13 protein-coding genes are annotated in these 18,702 nt (G+C 71.0%); 6 read left to right on the top strand and 7 right to left on the bottom strand.

What is annotated here, in order from left to right:
• Positions 1-3 precede the first annotated feature (3 nt).
• Both ACFP1K_RS35915 and ACFP1K_RS35910 read left to right on the top strand, forming a co-directional pair.
• Positions 4-1,158 (top strand): nitric oxide synthase oxygenase, encoded by a 1,155-nt coding sequence (locus ACFP1K_RS35915; RefSeq protein ID WP_380761956.1) that lies wholly within the window; start codon positions 4-6, stop codon positions 1,156-1,158.
• Positions 1,159-1,201: 43 nt separating this feature from the next.
• Positions 1,202-1,978 (top strand): enoyl-CoA hydratase-related protein, encoded by a 777-nt coding sequence (locus ACFP1K_RS35910; protein WP_380761952.1) that lies wholly within the window; start codon positions 1,202-1,204, stop codon positions 1,976-1,978.
• 13 nt (positions 1,979-1,991) lie between these two features.
• On the opposite strand, the gene ACFP1K_RS35905 is transcribed toward ACFP1K_RS35910, so the two are convergent.
• Both ACFP1K_RS35905 and galK read right to left on the bottom strand, forming a co-directional pair.
• Positions 1,992-2,225 (bottom strand): hypothetical protein, encoded by a 234-nt coding sequence (locus ACFP1K_RS35905; protein WP_380761950.1) that lies wholly within the window; start codon positions 2,223-2,225, stop codon positions 1,992-1,994.
• A gap of 19 nt (positions 2,226-2,244) precedes the next feature.
• Positions 2,245-3,381, bottom strand: a complete 1,137-nt coding sequence (galK, locus tag ACFP1K_RS35900) for a galactokinase (RefSeq protein ID WP_380761948.1) — start codon at positions 3,379-3,381, stop codon at positions 2,245-2,247.
• Between the two features lie 133 nt (positions 3,382-3,514).
• On the opposite strand from galK, the gene ACFP1K_RS35895 reads away from it, so the two are divergent.
• A complete protein-coding gene (locus ACFP1K_RS35895) occupies positions 3,515-4,345 on the top strand; it encodes a patatin-like phospholipase family protein (protein ID WP_380761946.1) in 831 nt (276 codons plus the stop codon).
• 135 nt (positions 4,346-4,480) lie between these two features.
• Positions 4,481-5,509, top strand: coding sequence for a LacI family DNA-binding transcriptional regulator (locus ACFP1K_RS35890; protein WP_380761944.1), 1,029 nt, complete (start codon positions 4,481-4,483; stop codon positions 5,507-5,509).
• Positions 5,510-5,512: 3 nt separating this feature from the next.
• Here the strand turns inward: ACFP1K_RS35890 and mshB are convergent, their stop codons facing one another.
• The 5 genes from mshB to ACFP1K_RS35865 all read right to left on the bottom strand — a co-directional run bounded on the left by mshB (position 5,513) and on the right by ACFP1K_RS35865 (position 11,507).
• The gene (mshB, locus tag ACFP1K_RS35885) at positions 5,513-6,352 is read right to left on the bottom strand and encodes an N-acetyl-1-D-myo-inositol-2-amino-2-deoxy-alpha-D-glucopyranoside deacetylase (protein ID WP_380761954.1); all 840 of its coding nucleotides are present in this window, start codon (positions 6,350-6,352) and stop codon (positions 5,513-5,515) included.
• A gap of 73 nt (positions 6,353-6,425) precedes the next feature.
• Positions 6,426-7,976 (bottom strand): glycoside hydrolase family 13 protein, encoded by a 1,551-nt coding sequence (locus ACFP1K_RS35880; protein ID WP_380761942.1) that lies wholly within the window; start codon positions 7,974-7,976, stop codon positions 6,426-6,428.
• A gap of 145 nt (positions 7,977-8,121) precedes the next feature.
• Positions 8,122-9,123, bottom strand: coding sequence for a carbohydrate ABC transporter permease (locus ACFP1K_RS35875; RefSeq protein ID WP_380761940.1), 1,002 nt, complete (start codon positions 9,121-9,123; stop codon positions 8,122-8,124).
• Positions 9,124-9,140: 17 nt separating this feature from the next.
• Positions 9,141-10,058: a carbohydrate ABC transporter permease gene (locus tag ACFP1K_RS35870; protein ID WP_380761938.1), complete on the bottom strand. Its 918-nt coding sequence runs from the start codon at positions 10,056-10,058 to the stop codon at positions 9,141-9,143.
• Positions 10,059-10,130: 72 nt separating this feature from the next.
• Positions 10,131-11,507 carry an ABC transporter substrate-binding protein gene (locus ACFP1K_RS35865; protein ID WP_380761936.1) on the bottom strand — a complete coding sequence of 459 codons (1,377 nt, stop codon included), beginning with the start codon at positions 11,505-11,507 and terminating at the stop codon, positions 10,131-10,133.
• Between the two features lie 518 nt (positions 11,508-12,025).
• Between ACFP1K_RS35865 and ACFP1K_RS35860 the strand changes: the two genes are divergently transcribed.
• Together ACFP1K_RS35860 and ACFP1K_RS35855 are read left to right on the top strand one after the other, a co-directional pair.
• Positions 12,026-14,941 carry a discoidin domain-containing protein gene (locus ACFP1K_RS35860; RefSeq protein WP_380761934.1) on the top strand — a complete coding sequence of 972 codons (2,916 nt, stop codon included), beginning with the start codon at positions 12,026-12,028 and terminating at the stop codon, positions 14,939-14,941.
• 354 nt (positions 14,942-15,295) lie between these two features.
• Positions 15,296-18,700 (top strand): hypothetical protein, encoded by a 3,405-nt coding sequence (locus tag ACFP1K_RS35855; RefSeq protein ID WP_380761932.1) that lies wholly within the window; start codon positions 15,296-15,298, stop codon positions 18,698-18,700.
• Positions 18,701-18,702: the final 2 nt, after the last annotated feature.

Here is an 18,702-nt window from a genome sequence, read left to right as displayed (position 1 = left end):
GGGGTGGGGGTTGGGGCGGGGGAGCGGGTGGGGGTCTTGCCGGTGCGTGGTGATGGGGGCGGGACTGGGGCGGTGGATCCGGGGGAGGCTGAGAGGTTCCTGCGGTTGTTCTATGGGGAGAATCCCGGCGCCGGGGCGATCGGGCCTCGGTTGCGGGAGGTGCGTGGGCAGATCGCGCGGTACGGGACCTACAGTCACACCGCGGCCGAGTTGGAGTACGGTGCTCGGGTCGCCTGGCGTAACAGCAGCCGGTGCATCGGGCGTCTGTACTGGCGCTCGCTGCGGGTGCGCGACCACCGTTTCGTGCACGACGCCGAGAGAGTGGCCGCCGAGTGCGTGAACCACCTGCGGGAGGCGACCGGGGCGGGACGTGTCCGCCCCACCATCACGGTCTTCGCCCAGGACCGCCCGGGGCGGCCGGGGCCGAGGATCCGCAACGAGCAGCTCATCCGCTACGCGGGCTACGCGCTCCCGGACGGCACGGTGATCGGCGACGCCCGGAACATCGGGCTCACGGCCGAGGCCCTCCGCCTGGGCTGGACCGGTGCCCGGGGCACCCACTTCGACGTCCTGCCCCTGGTGATCGAAGCGGGGGAGCGGCCACCTCTGCTGGCCGTCGTCCCGCCCGACGCGGTGCTGGAGGTCCCCCTGACCCACCCGGCGCATGACTGGTTCGCCGATCTCGGCCTGCGCTGGCACGCCGTTCCGGCTATTTCCGGCATGTGCCTGGAGATCGGCGGGATCTGCTACCCCTGCGCCCCCTTCAACGGCTGGTACATGGGCACCGAGATCGGCGCCCGCAACCTGGCCGACCGTGACCGCTACGACCGCCTCGGCGAGGTGGCCGCCCACCTCGGCCTGGACACCTCCAGCGACCGCACCCTCTGGAAGGACCAGGCCCTGGTCGAGCTGAACATCGCCGTCCTCCACTCCTTCACCGCCGCCGGCGTCACCATCTCCGACCACCACACCGAGTCCCGCCGCTTCCTCGCCCACCTGGAGAAGGAGGAACGCTCCGGCCGCCTCTGCCCCGCCGACTGGTCCTGGATCGTTCCCCCGCTCTCCGCCTCCACCACCCCCGTCTTCCACCGCTACTACGAGGACGTCTCCCTCTCGCCCGCGTTCGTCCACCATCCTCTCAAGACGCGCCCCGAATGATAGAACATAGTTCTGTACCGAAGTGTGCTCACCGGGAGGTCCCATGTCCGAGCTGGTCCTGTCGTCCCTGGACGAAGGCGTCCTCACGCTGACGTTCAACCGCCCCGACCGCATGAACGCCTGGATCGAGCCGATGGGCCGCCGCTATTTCGACCTCCTCGACGAGGCGGACCGCGATCCCGCCGTCCGGGTGATCGTCGTCACCGGCGCCGGCCGGGCCTTCTGCGCCGGCGCCGACTTCCAGACTCTGGACGCCATCCAGGACGGCTCCTACGACGAGGAGCCCGACAAGCGCCCCGCCACCCACGCGACCACCGTACGCAAGCCCGTGATCGCCGCCGTCAACGGCGCCTGCGCCGGCCTCGGCATGGTCCACGCGCTGGTCTGCGACCTGGTCTTCACCGCCGAGGAGGCCAAGTGGACCACCGCCTTCGCCAGACGCGGCCTCATCGCCGAGTACGGCCTGGCCTGGCTGATGCCGAAACTCATCGGCCAGGCCAAGGCCATGGACCTCCTGCTCTCCGCCCGCACCTTCCCCGGTGCCGAAGCCGCCGCCCTGGGCCTGGCCGTCCGCGCCCTCCCCGCCGCCGACCTGCTCCGAGAGACCCTCGCCTACGCCCGCGAGCTGGCCGTCCACAGCAGCCCGACCTCGATGTCCATCATCAAACGCCAGGTCTGGGGCGACTGGCAGAAGACCCTGGACGTCTCCGCCACCGAAGCCGCCCACCTCATGCGCGACTCCTTCGCCCGCCCGGACTTCGCCGAGGGCGTCGCCAGCTTCGTCGAACGCCGCCCCCCGGCGTTCAGGCCCCTCTCCTGACGGACGCGCGCGACTAGGTCCGCACGGTCGTGGGCGAGCCGGCCGGCACGTGATGGGAACGGGATTCCCGCACGACGAAGGGGATGAGCATGATCGCGGCCACGACGAGGGCGGAGAGGACGGGGATCCAGAGGCCGCCCCCGCGCCGCGGCGTGGGCGGGCGCCGCTTCGGCGCGGGCGGGATGCGAAGGACGTAGGGAACGCTCCTGCGGGCGAGGGAGTCGAGCCACCGCAGTACGGGTCTCATGGATCGGTACGTCGTCCTGCTAGGAGATCCGGCGGGCGCCCGCCGACGGCGGGGCCTGGAGGAAGCGGGGCGGTGCCCAGGAGTTCCCGAGGTAGGCGTCGGTGATCTCGGTGCGGACGGAGTCGAGGCGGCCGGCCGGGACGAGGGCTATGGCGGAGCCGCCGAAGCCGCCGCCGGTCATTCTTGCGCCACGGGCACCGCCTCGGATGGCTGATTCCACTGCGACGTCCAGCTCGGGGCAGGAGACTTCGTACTGGTCGCGGAGGGAGAGGTGGGAAGCGTTGAGGAGGGCGCCTATCTCTTGGGGGACGCCTGCTCGGAGGAGGCCCACCACCGCTTCCACGCGGTGGTTCTCGGTCACCACGTGCTGGGTGCGTTTGCGTTCGTCGCCGGTCAGGCGGGAGAGGGCGGCGGCGAGGTCGGTGACGTCGCGGAGGGAGTCGACGCCCAGGTGTTTGGCGGCGTTCTCGCAGTCCTGGCGGCGGCGGGCGTACTGGCCGTCGGCCAGTTCGTGGTGGGCGCCGGTGTCGATGATCAGGAGTTCCAGTCCGGCGGCGGAGAGGTCGAGGGGGACGGTGCGGGTGGCCAGGGTGCGGCAGTCCATGAACAGCGCGTGGCCTTCGCGGCTGAGGGCGGAGGCGGCTTGGTCCATGATGCCGCAGGGCATGCCGACGAAGTCGTTCTCGGCCTTCTGGGAGAGGAGCGCGAGGTCGAGGGGGGCGAGGCCGAGGGAGAGCAGGTCGTTCAGGGCGGAGGCCACGGCGACCTCCAGGGCGGCGCTGGAGGACAGGCCGGCGCCTTGGGGGACGTCGCCGTCGATCACGATGTCCGCGCCGGGGACGGCGTGACCGGCCTGCCGCAGGGCCCACAGGACGCCGACGGCGTAGCGGGTCCAGCCTTCGGCCTGGTCGTACCCGGCGACGGTGCGGACGGCGCCGGAAGGGTCGTCGCCGGGCGTCTGGAGGGACAGCAGGCGGACGGTGTCGTCGTCGCGGGGGGAGAGGGCGGCGGTGACGCCCCAGGGCAGGGCGTAGGGGAGGACGAAGCCGTTGTTGTAGTCGGTGTGCTCACCGATCAGGTTGACGCGGCCGGGGGCGTGCCAGATCACGTCCGCCGGGCGGCCGTATGCCGCCTGGAAAGCCTCGGCGACGCGCATGACGGCGGCCTCCTCGTGTTCGCGAAAGTCCGTCGTAGCCTATCCAGCGGGCGGAGGTCTTCCGGCACGGCAGATGGGCAGAGCGGATGATGACCTTGGTTAATCTCTGAGCGGGACAAGATAAGGGAGCGTGATGACGAAGCGAGCTTTGGTGCTCGGAGGTGGCGGGGTCGCCGGGATCGCCTGGGAGACCGGCGTCCTGGCCGGGCTGGCCGCCGGCGGGGTGGACTGCCGGACGGCCGACAAGATCCTCGGGACCTCCGCGGGCGCCACGGTGGCCGCCCAGATCACCAGCGGGCTGCCGATGGAGGAGCTTTTCCGCCGCCAGGCGGATCCCGTGCTGCAGAACACCGAGCTGCCGAGCGGGGTGTCGGTGGAGCGCCTGATGGCGATGTTCGAGGGCATGTACCGGCGCGGCCCGGACCTCGCGACCGTGCGGCGGGAGGCGGGCGCGCTGGCGCTGGCCGCCGAGACGGTGCCGGAGGCGGTGCGGTGGGGCGTGATCGCCTCCCGGCTGCCCCGGCACGAGTGGCCGCGGGAGGCCGACATCGAGCTGGTCGTGGTGGACGCCACGACCGGCGACCACGAGGTGTTCGCCCGCGGCTCGGGGGTGGACCTCGTGGACGCGGTCGCGGCGAGCTGCGCGGTCCCCGGGGTGTGGCCGCCGGTCACGATCGGGGCGAGCCGCTACATGGACGGCGGCGTGCGGTCCGGGGTCAACGCCGACCTGGTGGCCGGTTTCGAGAGGGTGCTGATCCTGGCGCCCATGGACGACGCCCAGCTCGCGGGGCAGATCGACCTGCTGGAGGAGAGCGGGCGGGTGGAGGTGATCACCCCGGACGAGGAGTCGGCGGCGGCGATGGGCGCCGACCCCTTGGACCCCGCGGTGCGCACGCCGTCCGCGGAGGCCGGGTACGCGCAGGGGCGGGCGCTCGCCGGGAGGATGGCCGTGTTCTGGGAGTGAGATCCCGCCAATCGCAAATCACTGCAACTTCTGCAAGCAGTGAAAGTACGTGTGGGTGTCCATAAGGGGTGATTGTTCGGAATCCGTGCCCTGCCGACGCAAGCGGTTTGCAGAGACCTGACCTATCATTGCGCCGTGACTCGGCGACTTGCGGAAGTGGCTAAGAAGGTAGGGGTCAGCGAGGCGACGGTGAGCCGGGTGCTCAACGGCAAGCCAGGCGTGGCCGACGCGACCCGCGCCGCCGTCCTGACGGCGCTCGACGTGCTCGGCTACGAACGCCCCACCCAGCTGCGGGGCGAGCGCGCCCGCCTGGTCGGCCTGGTGCTGCCCGAGCTGGGCAACCCGATCTTCCCGGCCCTGGCCGAGGTGGTCGGCGGCGCGCTCGCCCAGCAGGGGTTCACCCCCGTGCTCTGCACCCGGACGGCCGGCGGGCTCTCGGAGTCCGACTACGTCGAGATGCTGCTGGAACAGCAGGTGTCCGGGGTGGTGTTCGCCGGCGGCCACTACGCCGAGGCCGACGCGCCGCACGAGCACTACCACCGGCTGCTGGAGCTCGGGCTGCCGGTGGTGCTGGTCAACGCGGCCACCGACGACCTGGAGTTCCCCCGGGTGTCCACCGACGACGCGGTGGCGGTGGAGCAGGCGTTCGGGCATCTCACCTCGCTCGGGCACGAGCGCATCGGGCTGGTCCTCGGGCCCGAGGACCACATCCCGTCCCGGCGCAAGCTGGCGGCGTTCCGCGCCTCGGCGAAGGTGGCGGGCATCGAGCTCGGCGAGGACATGGTGGAGCGCACCCTGTTCTCCCCCGAGGGCGGGCAGGCAGTGGTCAGCAGGCTTTTGCGCAAGGGCGTCACCGGAGTGATCTGCGGGAGCGACCCTCTTGCGCTCGGCGCGATCAGGGCCGTGCGGCGGGTCGGCATGTCGGTGCCGGAGGACGTGTCGGTGGTGGGGTACGACGACTCGGCCTTCATGAACTGCACCAACCCGCCGCTGACCACCGTCCGGCAGCCGATCGAGGCCATGGGCCGCACGGCCGTCACGCTGCTGGTCGGGCAGATCGAGGGGGCCACGGTGACCTCCGAGGAGCTGCTGTTCGAGCCCGAGCTGGTGGTGCGGGGGTCCACGGCGCCCGCGCGGGTCCGCCCGCCGGTGCTGGTGAAGTAGGCCTCAGCCGAACAGGCCGGTCTCCCTGCCGTCCTCGGCGAGGGGCCCGGGGTCGCCCGCCAGGCGGGTGTAGTACTCCACCGGGTGGATCGGCTGCCCGACGTCGTTGGACAGGGCGAAGTGGGTGCCGTCCACGATGACCTGCGTGCGGTGGGCCCGCAGCGCCTCGGTCTTGGCCTCAAGGGCCGAGGTGGCGTCCACCCGGGTGGTCACCTGGTCGTCCGGTACGCCGAAGCCGTACTCCTCCACCGAGGTGGGAAGCTCGAAGGGACCGGTGCCGACGCCCCCGGCCAGTACGGACAGGGGCATGGCGGTGGCGTAGAACCTGGCCGGGGCCCACGGCTCGCCCTGGCCGAAGTCCGGGTCGGGCGACTTGACGAAGGCCCGCCAGGCCACCCGGTGGGCCTGGATGTGGTCGGGGTGGCCGTAGTACCCGTTGTCGTCGTAGGTGACGATCACCTGGGGCCGCACCTCCCGGACCACCCGCACCAGCTCGGCCGCGGCCTCGTCCAGGTCGGCCCGCCAGAAGCTGGCGGGGTCGTCGTTGGAGGGGGCGCCCATCATGCCGGAGTCCCGCCAGCGGCCCGCGCCGCCGAGGAACCGGTGGTCGTCCACGCCCAGCGCCTTGCACGCCCGGGCCAGCTCCCCGACGCGGTGCTCGCCGAGCGCGTCCGCCGACAGGTGGCGCAGCTCCGGCGGGATCACCTCCCCCTCCTCGCCGAGGGTGCACGTCACCAGGCTCACGTGCGCGCCCTCGGCGGCGTACTTCGCCATGGTCGCGCCGGTTCCGATCGACTCGTCGTCCGGATGAGCGTGCACGAAAAGGATCCGCCGCTCGGCCACCATGGTCACGACCCGCCTTCCTGGGGGAGGAAACAAACCTCCCCCATTCTGCGGGTCGTAGTCCCCGGCGAGGTCAGGAGGTGCGCAGCCAGGCGGTGGTGTCGCTGGGGAGCAGGTCGCCGTCCAGCGGGCCGCTGGTCAGCATGACCCCGGTGTGCGGGGGGAGGGGGACGGGGGCGGAGGTGAGGTTGACCACGCAGATCAGGCCCGAGTCCCGGGTGAAGGCGAGGATGCCTTCGGGGGTGTCGAGCCAGCGCAGGGTGCCGTCGCCGCCCTCGGTGCGGCGGATGTGCAGGGCGGTGCGGTAGAGGGTGAGCATGGAGCCGGGGTCGGTGGACTGGGACTCGGCGGTCAGGGTGTCCCAGTCGGCGGGCATCGGCAGCCAGGGGGTGCCGGTGCTGTAGCCGAAGGGGGCCTCGGTGCCGGACCAGGGGAGCGGGACGCGGCAGCCGTCACGGCCGGGGTCGGTGTGGCCCGACCGGGTCCAGATGGGGTCCTGGCGCAGTTCGCCGGGGATGTCCTCGACCTCGGGCAGGCCGAGCTCCTCGCCCTGGTAGATGTACATGCTCCCGGGCAGCGCCATGGCGAGCAGCGCGGCGGCCCGGGCGCGGCGCACGCCGAGCACGGGGTCGGACGGCATGCCGTGCTTGCGGTCGGCGTGGTCGAACGAGGTGTCGGGGCGCCCGTACTTGGTGACCGGACGGGTGACGTCGTGGTTGGACAGCACCCAGGTCGCCGGCGCGTTCACCGGCAGGTGGGTGGCGAGCGTCGTGTCGATGGACTTGCGCAGCGCCATCGGCTCCCACGGGCAGGACAGGAAGTCGAAGTTGAACGCGGTGTGCAGCTCGTCCGGCCGCAGGTACAGCGCGAACCGCTCCTGGTCGGGCAGCCACACCTCGCCGACCAGCATCCGGTTCTCGTACTCGTCGGCGACCCGGCGCCAGCCGCGGTAGATGTCGTGCACGCCGTCGTGGTCGGTGTACGACTCCACGACGCTGGTGAAGTCCTTGATCAGCACGGCCGCGGAGTCGATGCGGATGCCGTCCACGCCGCGGTCGAACCAGAACCTCAGCACGTCGTGGAACTCCTCGGCGACGTCCGGGTTGCTCCAGTTGAAGTCCGGCTGCTCGGGTGCGAACAGGTGCAGGTACCACTGCCCGTCCGGCACCCGCGTCCAGGCGGGCCCGCCGAAGATGGACATCCAGTCGTTCGGCGGCTGGTCCCCCCGGCCGTCGGCGAACCAGAAGCGTTCCCGCTCCGGCGAGCCGGGCCCGGCGGCCACGGCCTGCACGAACCATTCCTGCTGGTCGGAGCCGTGGTTGGGCACCACGTCGATGATGGTCTTGATCCCGGCGGCGTGCGCCTCACTGATGAACGCCTCCGCCTCGGCCAGGGTGCCGAACAGCGGCTCGATGTTCCGGTAGTCGGCGACGTCGTAGCCGCCGTCGGCCATCGGCGAGGGGTACCAGGGGTTGAGCCAGATCGCGTCGACACCGAGGTCGGAGAGGTACGGCAGGCGAGCCCGGAGTCCGGCCAGGTCGCCGATGCCGTCGCCGTTGCCGTCGGCGAAGCTCCGCAGGTAGACCTGGTAGATCGCGGCTCCCCGCCACCACGTTTCGGACATGCTGGATTTTCTCCTTACAGATCGGTGTGTGGCTCGCGCCGTGGACAGATAGTGCCGGGTCGGATACGGATAGTGCGGGCCGGTGGCCGCGCGGGGCCGGCGGGTGTGCGGGTCACGCGGCTCGGAGGGGACGGTCGGCGCCGCGTCATCCCTTCAGGCTTCCGGCGGTCAGGCCCGCCATGATGCTGCGCTGGAAGATGAAGAAGATCACGATGGCCGGGATGCTGGCGATGACGAGTGCCGCCATGAGCACGTTCTGCGGCATCTGCGCCGACAGCGAGGAGATGCCGACGCTGATCGGCATCTTGTCGGAGTCGGGCAGCACCAGCAGCGGCCAGACGAAGTCCTTCCACACGGTGACCACCGCGAGGATGGACACCACGCCGATGATCGGCCGGGACACCGGCAGCACCACCGACCACAGGATGCGGGCCGGCCCGGCGCCGTCGATCTGGGCCGCCTCCAGCAGTTCACGGGGGATGGAGTCGAAGAATCTCTTGAGCAGGAAGATGTAGAACCCGTTGGCGGCGGCGGGCAGCCAGATCGCCCACGGGGTGTTGATGAGGTTGAAGCCGAGGATCGGCAGATCCTTGACCGTCAGGTACGCCGGCAGCAGGATCACCATCGGCGGGATCATCAGCGTGGCCAGCATCAGGCCGAGGACGGCCTTGCCGAGCACCGGGCGCAGTTTGGACAGGGCGTAGGCCGCGGTGACGTCGATGGCGAGGGTGAAGAACCACGCCCCGGCGGCGTAGATCACCGTGTTGCGCAGGAACGTGCCGAGGTCGAGCTGGTCCCAGGCCTCCTTGTACACGTCGAAGTTGAGGTCCTTGGGGAAGAACGACGGCGGGATCTGCGCCATCTCGTCCGGCGACTTCAGCGCCCCGGTGATCATCCAATACAGCGGAAACACGAAGACCGCCGTGAAGCCGACGACCACGGTGACCAGGATGAGCCAGTAGATCGCCCGCCCGCGGGGGGAGCTGAGGGTGTGCGGGGACACCAGCCCGCGGAACTGCTGGGGCGGTGCCTTCCGCGCCTTGCGGGGTTTCCGCCTGGACCCCTGGGTCCCGGGGGACGACGCGCCGGGCCGGGGGCGGCTGGAACGCAGGCCGGTGTCCGGGTCCTGAATGGTGCCGTGCGACATGGTTACGCCACTCCCTTCTAGTTCGCGTTGTCCCGCGAGACGCGGAGGTAGACGGCCGAGAACACCATCAGCACGATCATCAGCATCAGCCCCAGCGCGCCGCCGCCGCCGAAGTTCCCGAAGCTGAACGCGTACTGGTACATCAGGTACGCCACGGTGACCGTCGCGTTCTCCGGGCCGCCGCCGGTCAGCAGGAACGGCTCGATGAACACCTGCATGGTGGCGACGATCTGCAGCAGCAGCATCACCAGGAGGATCAGCTTGGTCTGCGGGATGGTGACGTGCCAGACCCGCCGGAACAGCCCGGCGCCGTCCAGCTCCGCCGCCTCGTACAGGTCGCTCGGGATGCTCTGCAGCGCGGCCAGGTAGATCAGCGTGCCGGTGCCGAGGTTCATCCAGGTGGACACCAGCACCAGCGAGATCAGCGCGGTGCTGGTGGAGTCCAGCCAGCTCAGCGTGGGCAGGTGCGCCAGGTCGAGCAGCTGGTTGAACAGCCCGGGCCCGGGGTCGTAGAACCACTTGAACAGCAGGACCGCCACCGCCGGAGGCAGCATGACCGGCAGGTAGACCACGAACCTGAGGTACGCCTTGGCGTGCCGCAGCTCGTTGAGCACGATGGCGATCACGAACGGCACCGCGTACCCGACGACCAGGGCGAGGCCGGTGAACGCCGCGGTGTTGATCCAGGCGGCAGGGAAGGCCGAGTCCTCGATCACGGTGCGGAAGTTGTCCAGGCCCACCCATTCCGGCGGCCCGACGAAGTTCGTCTTCTGGAAGCTGAGCAGGAACTCCCGCACCATGGGGTACCAGGAGAAGAACGCGAAGCAGATGAGCGCCGCGCACAGGAACCCGTACGCCGTCAGGTTGCGGCGCACCGCGCGCCGCAACGCCCCCGGAGCGCGGCGACGGGTACCCCTCGCGGTCATGGTGGTCATCGGTTGGACTCCTGATCTCGACGTGGTCCGCGGGGTGCCGGCCCGCCGGGGGCCGGCACCCCTCAGCTCAGGTCAGCTGGACTTCGCCAGCACGTTGTTGACCTTCTTCTCCGCATCGGAGAGTAGCTGGTCGATGTTGGCGTCCTGCCTCGTGAGCACGGCCGACATCGCGGTGTCGAGGATGGCGTAGATCTCCTGCGCCTTCGGCGGCTCCAGCTTGAACTGCACGCTTGCCGCGCCGTCGACGTAGGTCTGGAAGTGCTCCACCGGGACCGTGGCGAACTGCGTGCGCTGTTCGTTGATCTTGGTGCCGGGTGCGGTGGTGCCGTACAGGTCGGTGGTGGGCAGGCCCACCGGCAGACCGTCGTTCTTGGAGCGCTCGTAGTTGAACTGTCCCTGGCCGGGGGTCAGGAAGCGGTACTCCAGCCACAGCAGGCCGGCCTTGATCTGCTCCGGCGTGACCTTGGGGTTGAACATGTAGCCGTCGCCGCCGCTGAGCGAGGCGGTGGACTCCGGCAGCGCGGTGACGCCGTAGTCCTCGAACTTGCCCTTGAAGTCGTTGTTGACGGCCTGGACGACGTCCGGGGCGCCGATCATCATGCCGAGCTTGCCGCTGCCCATCATGCGCATGAGGTCCTCCCAGCGCAGCAGCTGCTTGGTGCCCATGCTGTTGTCGGTCCAGCGCATCGTCTTGAGGTTCTCAAGGACGGCCTTGCCCTGCGGGCTGTTGAACGCGGCCTTCTTGCCGTCGGGGGTGACCACGTCGCCGCCGCGCCCGTACAGGGAGGAGGTGAAGTGCCAGCCGCCGGTGTTGCCCGCGCTGTACTCGCCGTACCCGACGTAGCCGGGGCCGAGCGCGGCGATCTTCTTGGCGGCGGCCTGGACCTCGGCCCAGGTCTTCGGCGGGGCCTCGGGGTCCAGCCCGGCCTTGGTGAACAGCGCGCGGTTGTACACCAGGCCCGTGGAGTAGTTGGTCCGCGGGATGCCGTAGATCTTGTCGCCGTCCTTGAAGACGCTGAGGACGTCGGCACGCATGTCCTTCAGCGTGGTGACGGAGTTCACGTACGGCGAGATGTCAGCGGCCTGGCCGGACGCGATGATCTTGCGCACGTCCGTGTAGTAGACGTAGAAGAGGTCTTCCATCTCGCCGCCGGCGAGCTTGGCCTGGAACGTCTCGGGGACGATGCAGGGGAAGGCGTCCTTGCTCTCGATCGTGATGTTCGGGTGGAGCTTGGTGAAGGCCGCCACATCGGCGTCCCACTGGGCGCGCTCCTTGGGGTTGCTCTTCGGGGGCTGGCAGCCGATGGAGATCGTCACCGGGGCGTCGGCCGCGGCCGAGCCCGCCGGTGACGAAGCGCCGCCGGGGGTGCTGCCTGAATCGCTGCCGCATCCCGCGGCGGCGAGCGCGAGCCCTGCGCTGAGCAGGATCGCAAGGTTGCGGGGTTTCATGGGTGTTTCCCTCCTGGACTGCCCCCGACGACGAGGCTCAAAGATCTGAACTGGCATCGCGAACCGGTTGGGAGCAACATATAGAGGCATACATATGTCAGCAAGACCCCGCCCAGCATGATGCAAAAAAGTGACAGTCTTCGCACCCCCGGCCAGAGGCCTGGTTGAGCGAGACGGGCGGCGCTGACGGCAGGTCCCATCGGCCCGGTCCGGGGCGCGGACGTGCAGGGGAACCCGACTGGCGGGCCAGACGTCCGCAAATATCTGCCAGCATCCTGAAAATCCTTGGCGGCACCCTGGCGTAGATCTGGCCGCCGGAGCGGCCGAGACCTGCTCCGCGATCACGCTGGCGACGGCTGGCGTAACTCAGTCGTTACCTTGCGGGTTTCAGTCGAAACATTGCGGCTTTCTGTATGTCATCTTAAGGTGTGGGCAGTCCCGCCGGGCATGTGACGGTCCGCGCGTCCCTGACCGCGAAAACGTCCCGGCTCTTCTCCTCGCCACAGAAGGGTCAGCCGATGAACAAGACCGGCAGGTTACGCGCCTGGGCCACGGCCACCGCCGTCGTCCTCGCCGCGGGAGCGCTGTCCGTGCCGCTCCTGTCGCCCGGCGCGGTGGCCGCCACCGCCGTCGACTCCCCCTGGGACTTCGCCGGGCGGGGCGCCACCGTCCCGTTCACCGAGTTCGAGGCCGAGGACCCCGCGCACGCCACCACCAACGGCCAGGTCATCGGGCCGGACCGCGTCTACGGTCACCTGCCGTCCGAAGCGTCGGGGCGCCGCGCCGTGCGCCTCGGCGCGGTCGGGCAGTACGTGGAGTTCACCCTCACCAAGCCGGCCAACGCCATGTCGCTGCGCTACAGCATCCCCGACAGCCCGTCCGGCACCGGCCTCACCACCTCGGCGGAGATCCGGGTCAACGGCACCCGCCTGAAGGACATCTCGCTGACCTCCCGGTACGGCTGGTACTACGGCGGCTACCCGTTCAGCAACGTCCCGGGCAACAACCCGCACCACTTCTACGACGAGACCCGCACCCTGCTCGGCTCCACCCTCCAGGCGGGCGCCCGTGTCTCCGTCCAGGTCACCACCACCGCGGTGACCAACTCCATCACCGTCGACCTGGCCGACTTCGAGCTGGTGCCCGGCGCCGTCACCCGTCCCGCCGGATCGCTGTCGGTGGACGACTTCGGCGCGGCCCGCAACGGCGGCGCCGACTCCACGGCGGCGTTCCAGGCGGCCGTGGACGCTGGCCGGGCCCAGGGCCGCGAGGTCTGGATCCCCGAGGGCACCTACACCCTGTGGGACCACGTGGTGGTGGACGGCGTCACGCTGCGCGGCGCCGGCCCCTGGTACAGCGTGCTCACCGGCCGCCACCCCACCGACCGGAGCCGGGCCGTCGGCGTCTACGGCAAGTACGTCCCCGGCGGCGGCTACGGCGGCGGCATCCGGCCGCACGAGGCGGGCGGCCCCAGCCGCAACGTCACGCTGCGCGACTTCGCCATCATGGGCGAGATCATGGAGCGGGAGGACAACGACCAGGTCAACGCCATCGGGGGTGCGCTGACCGACTCGGTGGTCGACAACGTCTGGATGCAGCACACCAAGGTCGGGGCCTGGATGGACGGCCCGATGAACAACTTCACCATCAGGAACAGCCGCATCCTGGACCAGACGGCCGACGGCGTGAACTTCCACTGGGGCGTCACCAACTCCACGGTGACCAACACCTTCGTCCGCAACACCGGCGACGACGGCCTGGCCATGTGGTCCGACACGGTGCCCAACGTGAACAACTCCTTCACCCGCAACACCGTGATCCTGCCGATCCTGGCCAACAACCTCGTCACCTACGGCGGCAGGGACATCAAGATCACCGACAACGTGGCCACCGACACCATCACCAACGGCGGCGGCATCCACGTGGCCAACCGCTACCCCGGCGTCAACTCCGGGCGCGGCACGGCGGTCGCCGGCACCACCACCGTCGCCCGCAACACGCTGCTGCGCGCGGGCAACAGCGACTTCAACTGGAACTTCGGCGTCGGCGCCATATGGTTCAGCGGCCTCAACGAGCCGGTGAACGCCACCATCAACGTCACCGACACCGACATCCTGGACAGCTCCTACGCCGCCATCCACTTCATCGAGGGCAGCACCAGCACGGTCAACTTCTCCGGCGTGCGGGTGGACGGCACGGGCACCTACATGATCCAGGCCCAGGCCGCGGCCAACACGACCTTCACCAACGTGCGGGCCGACCACATCGGCGCAGGGGTCTCGATGCACAACTGCATCGGCTCGGGCTTCCAGGTCACCCAGGGCACGGGGAACTCCGGCTGGAGCCCCTCCTCCAGCGTCTGCACCGGCACCTGGCCCGCGCCCAACTACATCTATCCGGGCGGCGGCGGCTCCAACCCGACCCCGACGCCCACCGGCCCCACGCAGACGCCGACCCCCACGCCGACCCCCACCCCGACCCCGTCGCCGCCCTGCACCCCGAACGCCGGGGACATGGCCCGGGGCCGGACGGTCACCGCGACGAGCCAGACCCAGACGTTCGCCCCGGCCAACGCGGTGGACGGCAACGCGGACTCCTACTGGGAGTCGGCCAACAACGCCTTCCCGCAGTCCATCACCGTGGACCTGTGCGGCCCGGCGTCCGTGCAGCAGGTCGTGATGAAGCTGCCGCCGCCCGCCGCCTGGGCCACCCGCACCCAGACCGTGGCCGTGTCCGGGTCGCTCGACGGCTCGAACTGGTTCCCGCTGGCCGGGGCGGCCGGGCGCACGTTCAACCCGGCCTCGGGGAACACCGCGACGGTGTCGTTCACCCCGGCGACCGCGCGGTACGTGCGGCTGACCTTCACCGGGAACACCGGCTGGCCCGCCGCGCAGCTGTCGTCCTTCGAGGTCTACGGCACCGCCGCCACGCCCAGCCCCACCCCGACCCCCACACCCACCCCGACCCCCACACCCACCCCGACCCCCACACCCACCCCGACGCCGACGCCGACTGCGGGCAACCTGGCGCGCGGCAAGGCGACCACCGAGAGCGGCCACGCCCAGACCTACGGCTCGGCCAACGTGGTGGACGGCAACGCGAGCACCTACTGGGAGAGCGTGAACAACGCCTTCCCGCAGTCGGTGACCGTGGACCTCGGCGCGACCACCCGGGTGGCCCGGGTCGTGCTCAAGCTGCCGCCCGCCACCGCCTGGGCCACCCGCACCCAGACGCTGTCGGTGCTCGGCAGCACCGACGGCTCGTCCTACGGCACCCTGGCCGGCTCCGCCACCTACACGTTCAACCCGGCGACCGGCAACACGGTGACCATCACCTTCACGCCCACCGACCGCCGCCACCTGCGGCTGAACTTCACCGCCAACTCCGGCTGGCCCGCCGGCCAGCTGTCGGAGTTCGAGGTGTACTCCTCATGAGGTGAGACCGCGGCCCCGCGCGCGGGGCCCCCACGGCCGGGTCCCGGGGACAGGAGGACGCACCTGCCCCGGGACCCCTCACCTCAACCCGACCCGGGCCAACCTGGACTGGCCCGGCGCCGGCGCTCCCGGAGGGACGCGGATTCCCGTTCCTCCGGGGGCACGGCCAATGCGCGGGTGAGTAGCCGGCGGCGCGGCCGGCCGGCGAATTGAGTAATCGGCGGCTCATGACAGGACGGCCCGCCCGCATGATCCTGAACCCGTCATGGCGTCCGGCCGATTGGAAGCCCCGTGTTCAGGCATGCGCATCCCGACCCCCTGGTCCCCCGGTCCCGGCGGAGGTGGCCGCGGGCCGTGCTCGCCGTCCTCGCCACCATGGCCGCGCTCGCGGCGCTCGGCCCGGCCGTGCCCGCGCTGGCCGACGACCGGGTGGTCTGCCGGGTCACCTTCGTCGTCACCACCGGGCCGGACGGCATCCGCGACGACACCATCCTCACCGTCAGCCTCGGCGACCAGGCCGCGGACCCCGTCGACCTGGTCAGGACGTTCATCTTCGAGGACTCCGACGGCGACGGCACCCCCGACCCCGGCGGGGGCACCACGTTCCGCCGCGGCGGCACCGGCGACCGCCCGCACACCACGTTCACCTGGCACGCCCGGCTGCGCGACTGCGTCAGCGACGCCACGCTTCGCCAGGGCTTCCTGTTCAAGCAGATCACCGCCGGCGACGACTGGGACCTGCAGGGCCTGCGGGTCGTGGACAGGGACGAGCCGCGGCGCGTCTACTTCGACCGCCCGGCCGCCGACGGGCCCGTGCACCGTTTCGGGGACGACCCGTCCGGCGACGGCACCTGGAGCACCACGCAGCGGGACGTCAACGCCGTGTGCCGGGTGACGATCACCGTGAGCACCGGCGGGGACGGCCTGCGCGACGACTCAGAGGAGCACGTGTCGCTGGGCGGCCAGCGGCTGATCTTCGAGGACTGGAACGGCGACGGCCGCGTCGACCCCTACGTCTACGAGAACGCCGACGGCGAACCCGGCAACGAGCAGCCCGGCGGGGTCCGCTACCACAACGGCGGCACCGGCGACCTGGAACACGCCACGTTCACCTGGCACGCCCGGCTGGCGCCCTGCCTGCCGCTGCCGCTGCTCGGCCGCGGCCTGGAGATCAGGCACGTCAACCGGGCGGAGGACTGGCGGGCCGACAACTGGGACATGACCGGCTTCCGGCTGGTCGACCGGGACACCCGGCGGGTGTACGCCGACCGGCCCGCCTCCGGCACCGTGATCCACCGGTTCGAGAAGAACGCGAACCAGACCTGGCACACGCCGATCTTCCCGGTGGTGGACCCGGACCCGGCGCTGGACACCGACCACGACGGCCTGACCGACCGCGTCGAGCTGTTCGGCAAGCTGGGTGAGGACGGCCTGGTGGACCGCTGGCTGCCCGACCACGGCGCCGACCCGTGCCGCAAGACCCTCGCCGTGGAGATCGACTGGTTCGAGGCGGGGGACGTATCCGACCGCCCGAGCCGTGCCGCGATGGACGAGGCGGTGGACATGTTCGACGAGGCCCCGGTGGACGCGCCGGAGACCTGCCCGTACGCCTGGGGGGCCACCCCGGGGGTCCAGCTGCTCACCGACCTGTCCAACGGCCTGACGGTGACGCCCGAGGAGCGCGAGACCCCGCTCAACGTGCCCGACCCCGTCACCGGCCGGACGCCGTTCGATGAGCTGCGGGAAGACCACTTCACGCCCGGCAGGGAGGGCGTGTTCTTCTACAACCTGTGGGGCTACACCCACAACGGCCTCGACAGCAGCGGCACCTCGGGCCTCGGTCCCCGGGAGAACGACTTCGTGGTGACGCTGGGCAACGTCCAGGACCCCACCGACCGCGCACAGGCCGCCACGTTCGTCCACGAGCTCGGGCACGTGCTCGGCCTCGGGCACGGCGGCGGCGACCACGCCAACTTCAAGCCCAACCACCTGTCGGTCATGAACTACCGGTACTCCACCATCGGCGTTCCCGACATGAGCGCCTGGCGGGCCACGCTCGCACGCATGCCGCAGGGCACGGACTTCGACCCGGCCACCCAGCGGGCCATCCTCGAATCGGTGAGCCACATCGACTACTCCGACACCCGGCTGCCCACGCTGCGCCGCGACGCGCTCCCCGAGGTGTCGGGGATCGGCGCTTTCGCCGACTCGGTGGCCGCCTGGTGGGACCCGTCCCGGACGCTGCGGGTGGGCGACGCCCGGCAGGGCCTGGACTGGGACTTCAGCGCCGGAGGCGTTCCCGACCCGGTGGCCGCGGCGAGTGTCGACGTGATGAGCGGCTTCCAGGTCTGCGTGGCGCCCAGGACTCCGGCGGGCCAACCGGCCCAACCGGTGGTCGCCACGCCGGTGGACGACGACGAGCCCTTCGAGGGCAAGATCATCGCCGGCCGGGACGGTGAGTGCGACACCCCCGCGGTGCCGGGCCAGGCGGGCGACCTGCAGGTCGAGGACCCTGGCGTGCACTATCCCACCAAGTACGGCTACCAGAACGGCGTCACCGGGTTCGACGACTGGGAGCACATCCTCTTCCGCATCGGCGACACCCCCGAGTCCCACCTGCCGCTGTCCCCGCCCGACCCCGGGATCGGCGCCGCCGAGGACGCGCGGAACGTGGCCCGGCTGTTCGAGGCCCTGACCGCCGCGGCCACCCCCACGGTGCCCGCGCCGCGCTGGGGATACGCCTACATGAACGAGGCGACCCCCGCCGTCGGCGTCCCCGTTCCCCTGAACCACGTGCAGTGGACCACCGGGCGGCGGGACCCGGCCACGGCCGGTCACCGGGCGTCGGTGACGCGCACCGGGACGGGGGAGTACGAGGTGCGCCTGCCCGACGTCGGCGCCGCGGGCGGGATGCCGCACGTGACGGCGTTCCGCACCACGTACCGGGGCCGCACCTGCGCCGTGGCCGGATACGGGCAGGACGGCCCGGACGAGACGGTCCGGGTGCGGTGCCTCGACCAGGCGGGGGCGCCGATCGACTGGTGGTTCACGATCTTCTTCGCCGCGGCCACCCCCGGCGGCGCGCCGTACGCCACCGTCCGCTACGACCGGCCCGGCGGCACCGCGGACCTCGCGCCGGTGGTCAACGACGGCACCTTCAACTCCGAGGGGCGGGTCGACGACGTCCGCCGCACCGGGACCGGCCGCTACACCGTGACGCTGCACGGCCCCGGCTTCGCGGCGGACTCGGGATACGTCCAGATCACCCCGTACGGCACCGGGACCCCCGCCCGCTGCCACCCCGAGGGCACCACGCCCGTCGCGGACGGGCTGGAGGTGGCCGTCGGCTGCTACGCCGTCGGCGCCGGCCCGGAGACGCGGGCCGACTCCCCGTGGCTGCTGTCGTACATCCGGGACGGCGGTCTGCACCACGACCCGTCGGTCCCGGCGGCGTACCTCACCACCACGGGCGACCCGGCGGCCCCCTCGGTGGACCCGCGGCACTCGTGGAGCTCCACCGGTGAGACGCCGTCGGTCACCCGCCTCGGCGCCGGCCACTACCGGGTGATCTACGACGGCATCGGCAAGCCCTGGGACAACGTCCAGGTGAGCTCGAACAGCCCCGGCCGCTACTGCTTCCTCGGCACGTTCGCCTCCTACAGCCGCCCGCCGGAGCTGCTGGTGGACGTCTACTGCCACAACACGGCGGGTCTCCCGGCGGACTCCCTGTTCGGCTTCGCCTACGTGCGCGGCTACTGAGC

Origin of the sequence: Sphaerisporangium aureirubrum (assembly GCF_042658925.1) — a bacterium.
In the GTDB taxonomy this organism is placed as follows: Bacteria; Actinomycetota; Actinomycetes; order Streptosporangiales; family Streptosporangiaceae; genus Sphaerisporangium; species Sphaerisporangium aureirubrum.
Note: the sequence above shows the minus strand (reverse complement) of the source record. Positions and strands in the feature narration are given on the sequence as shown.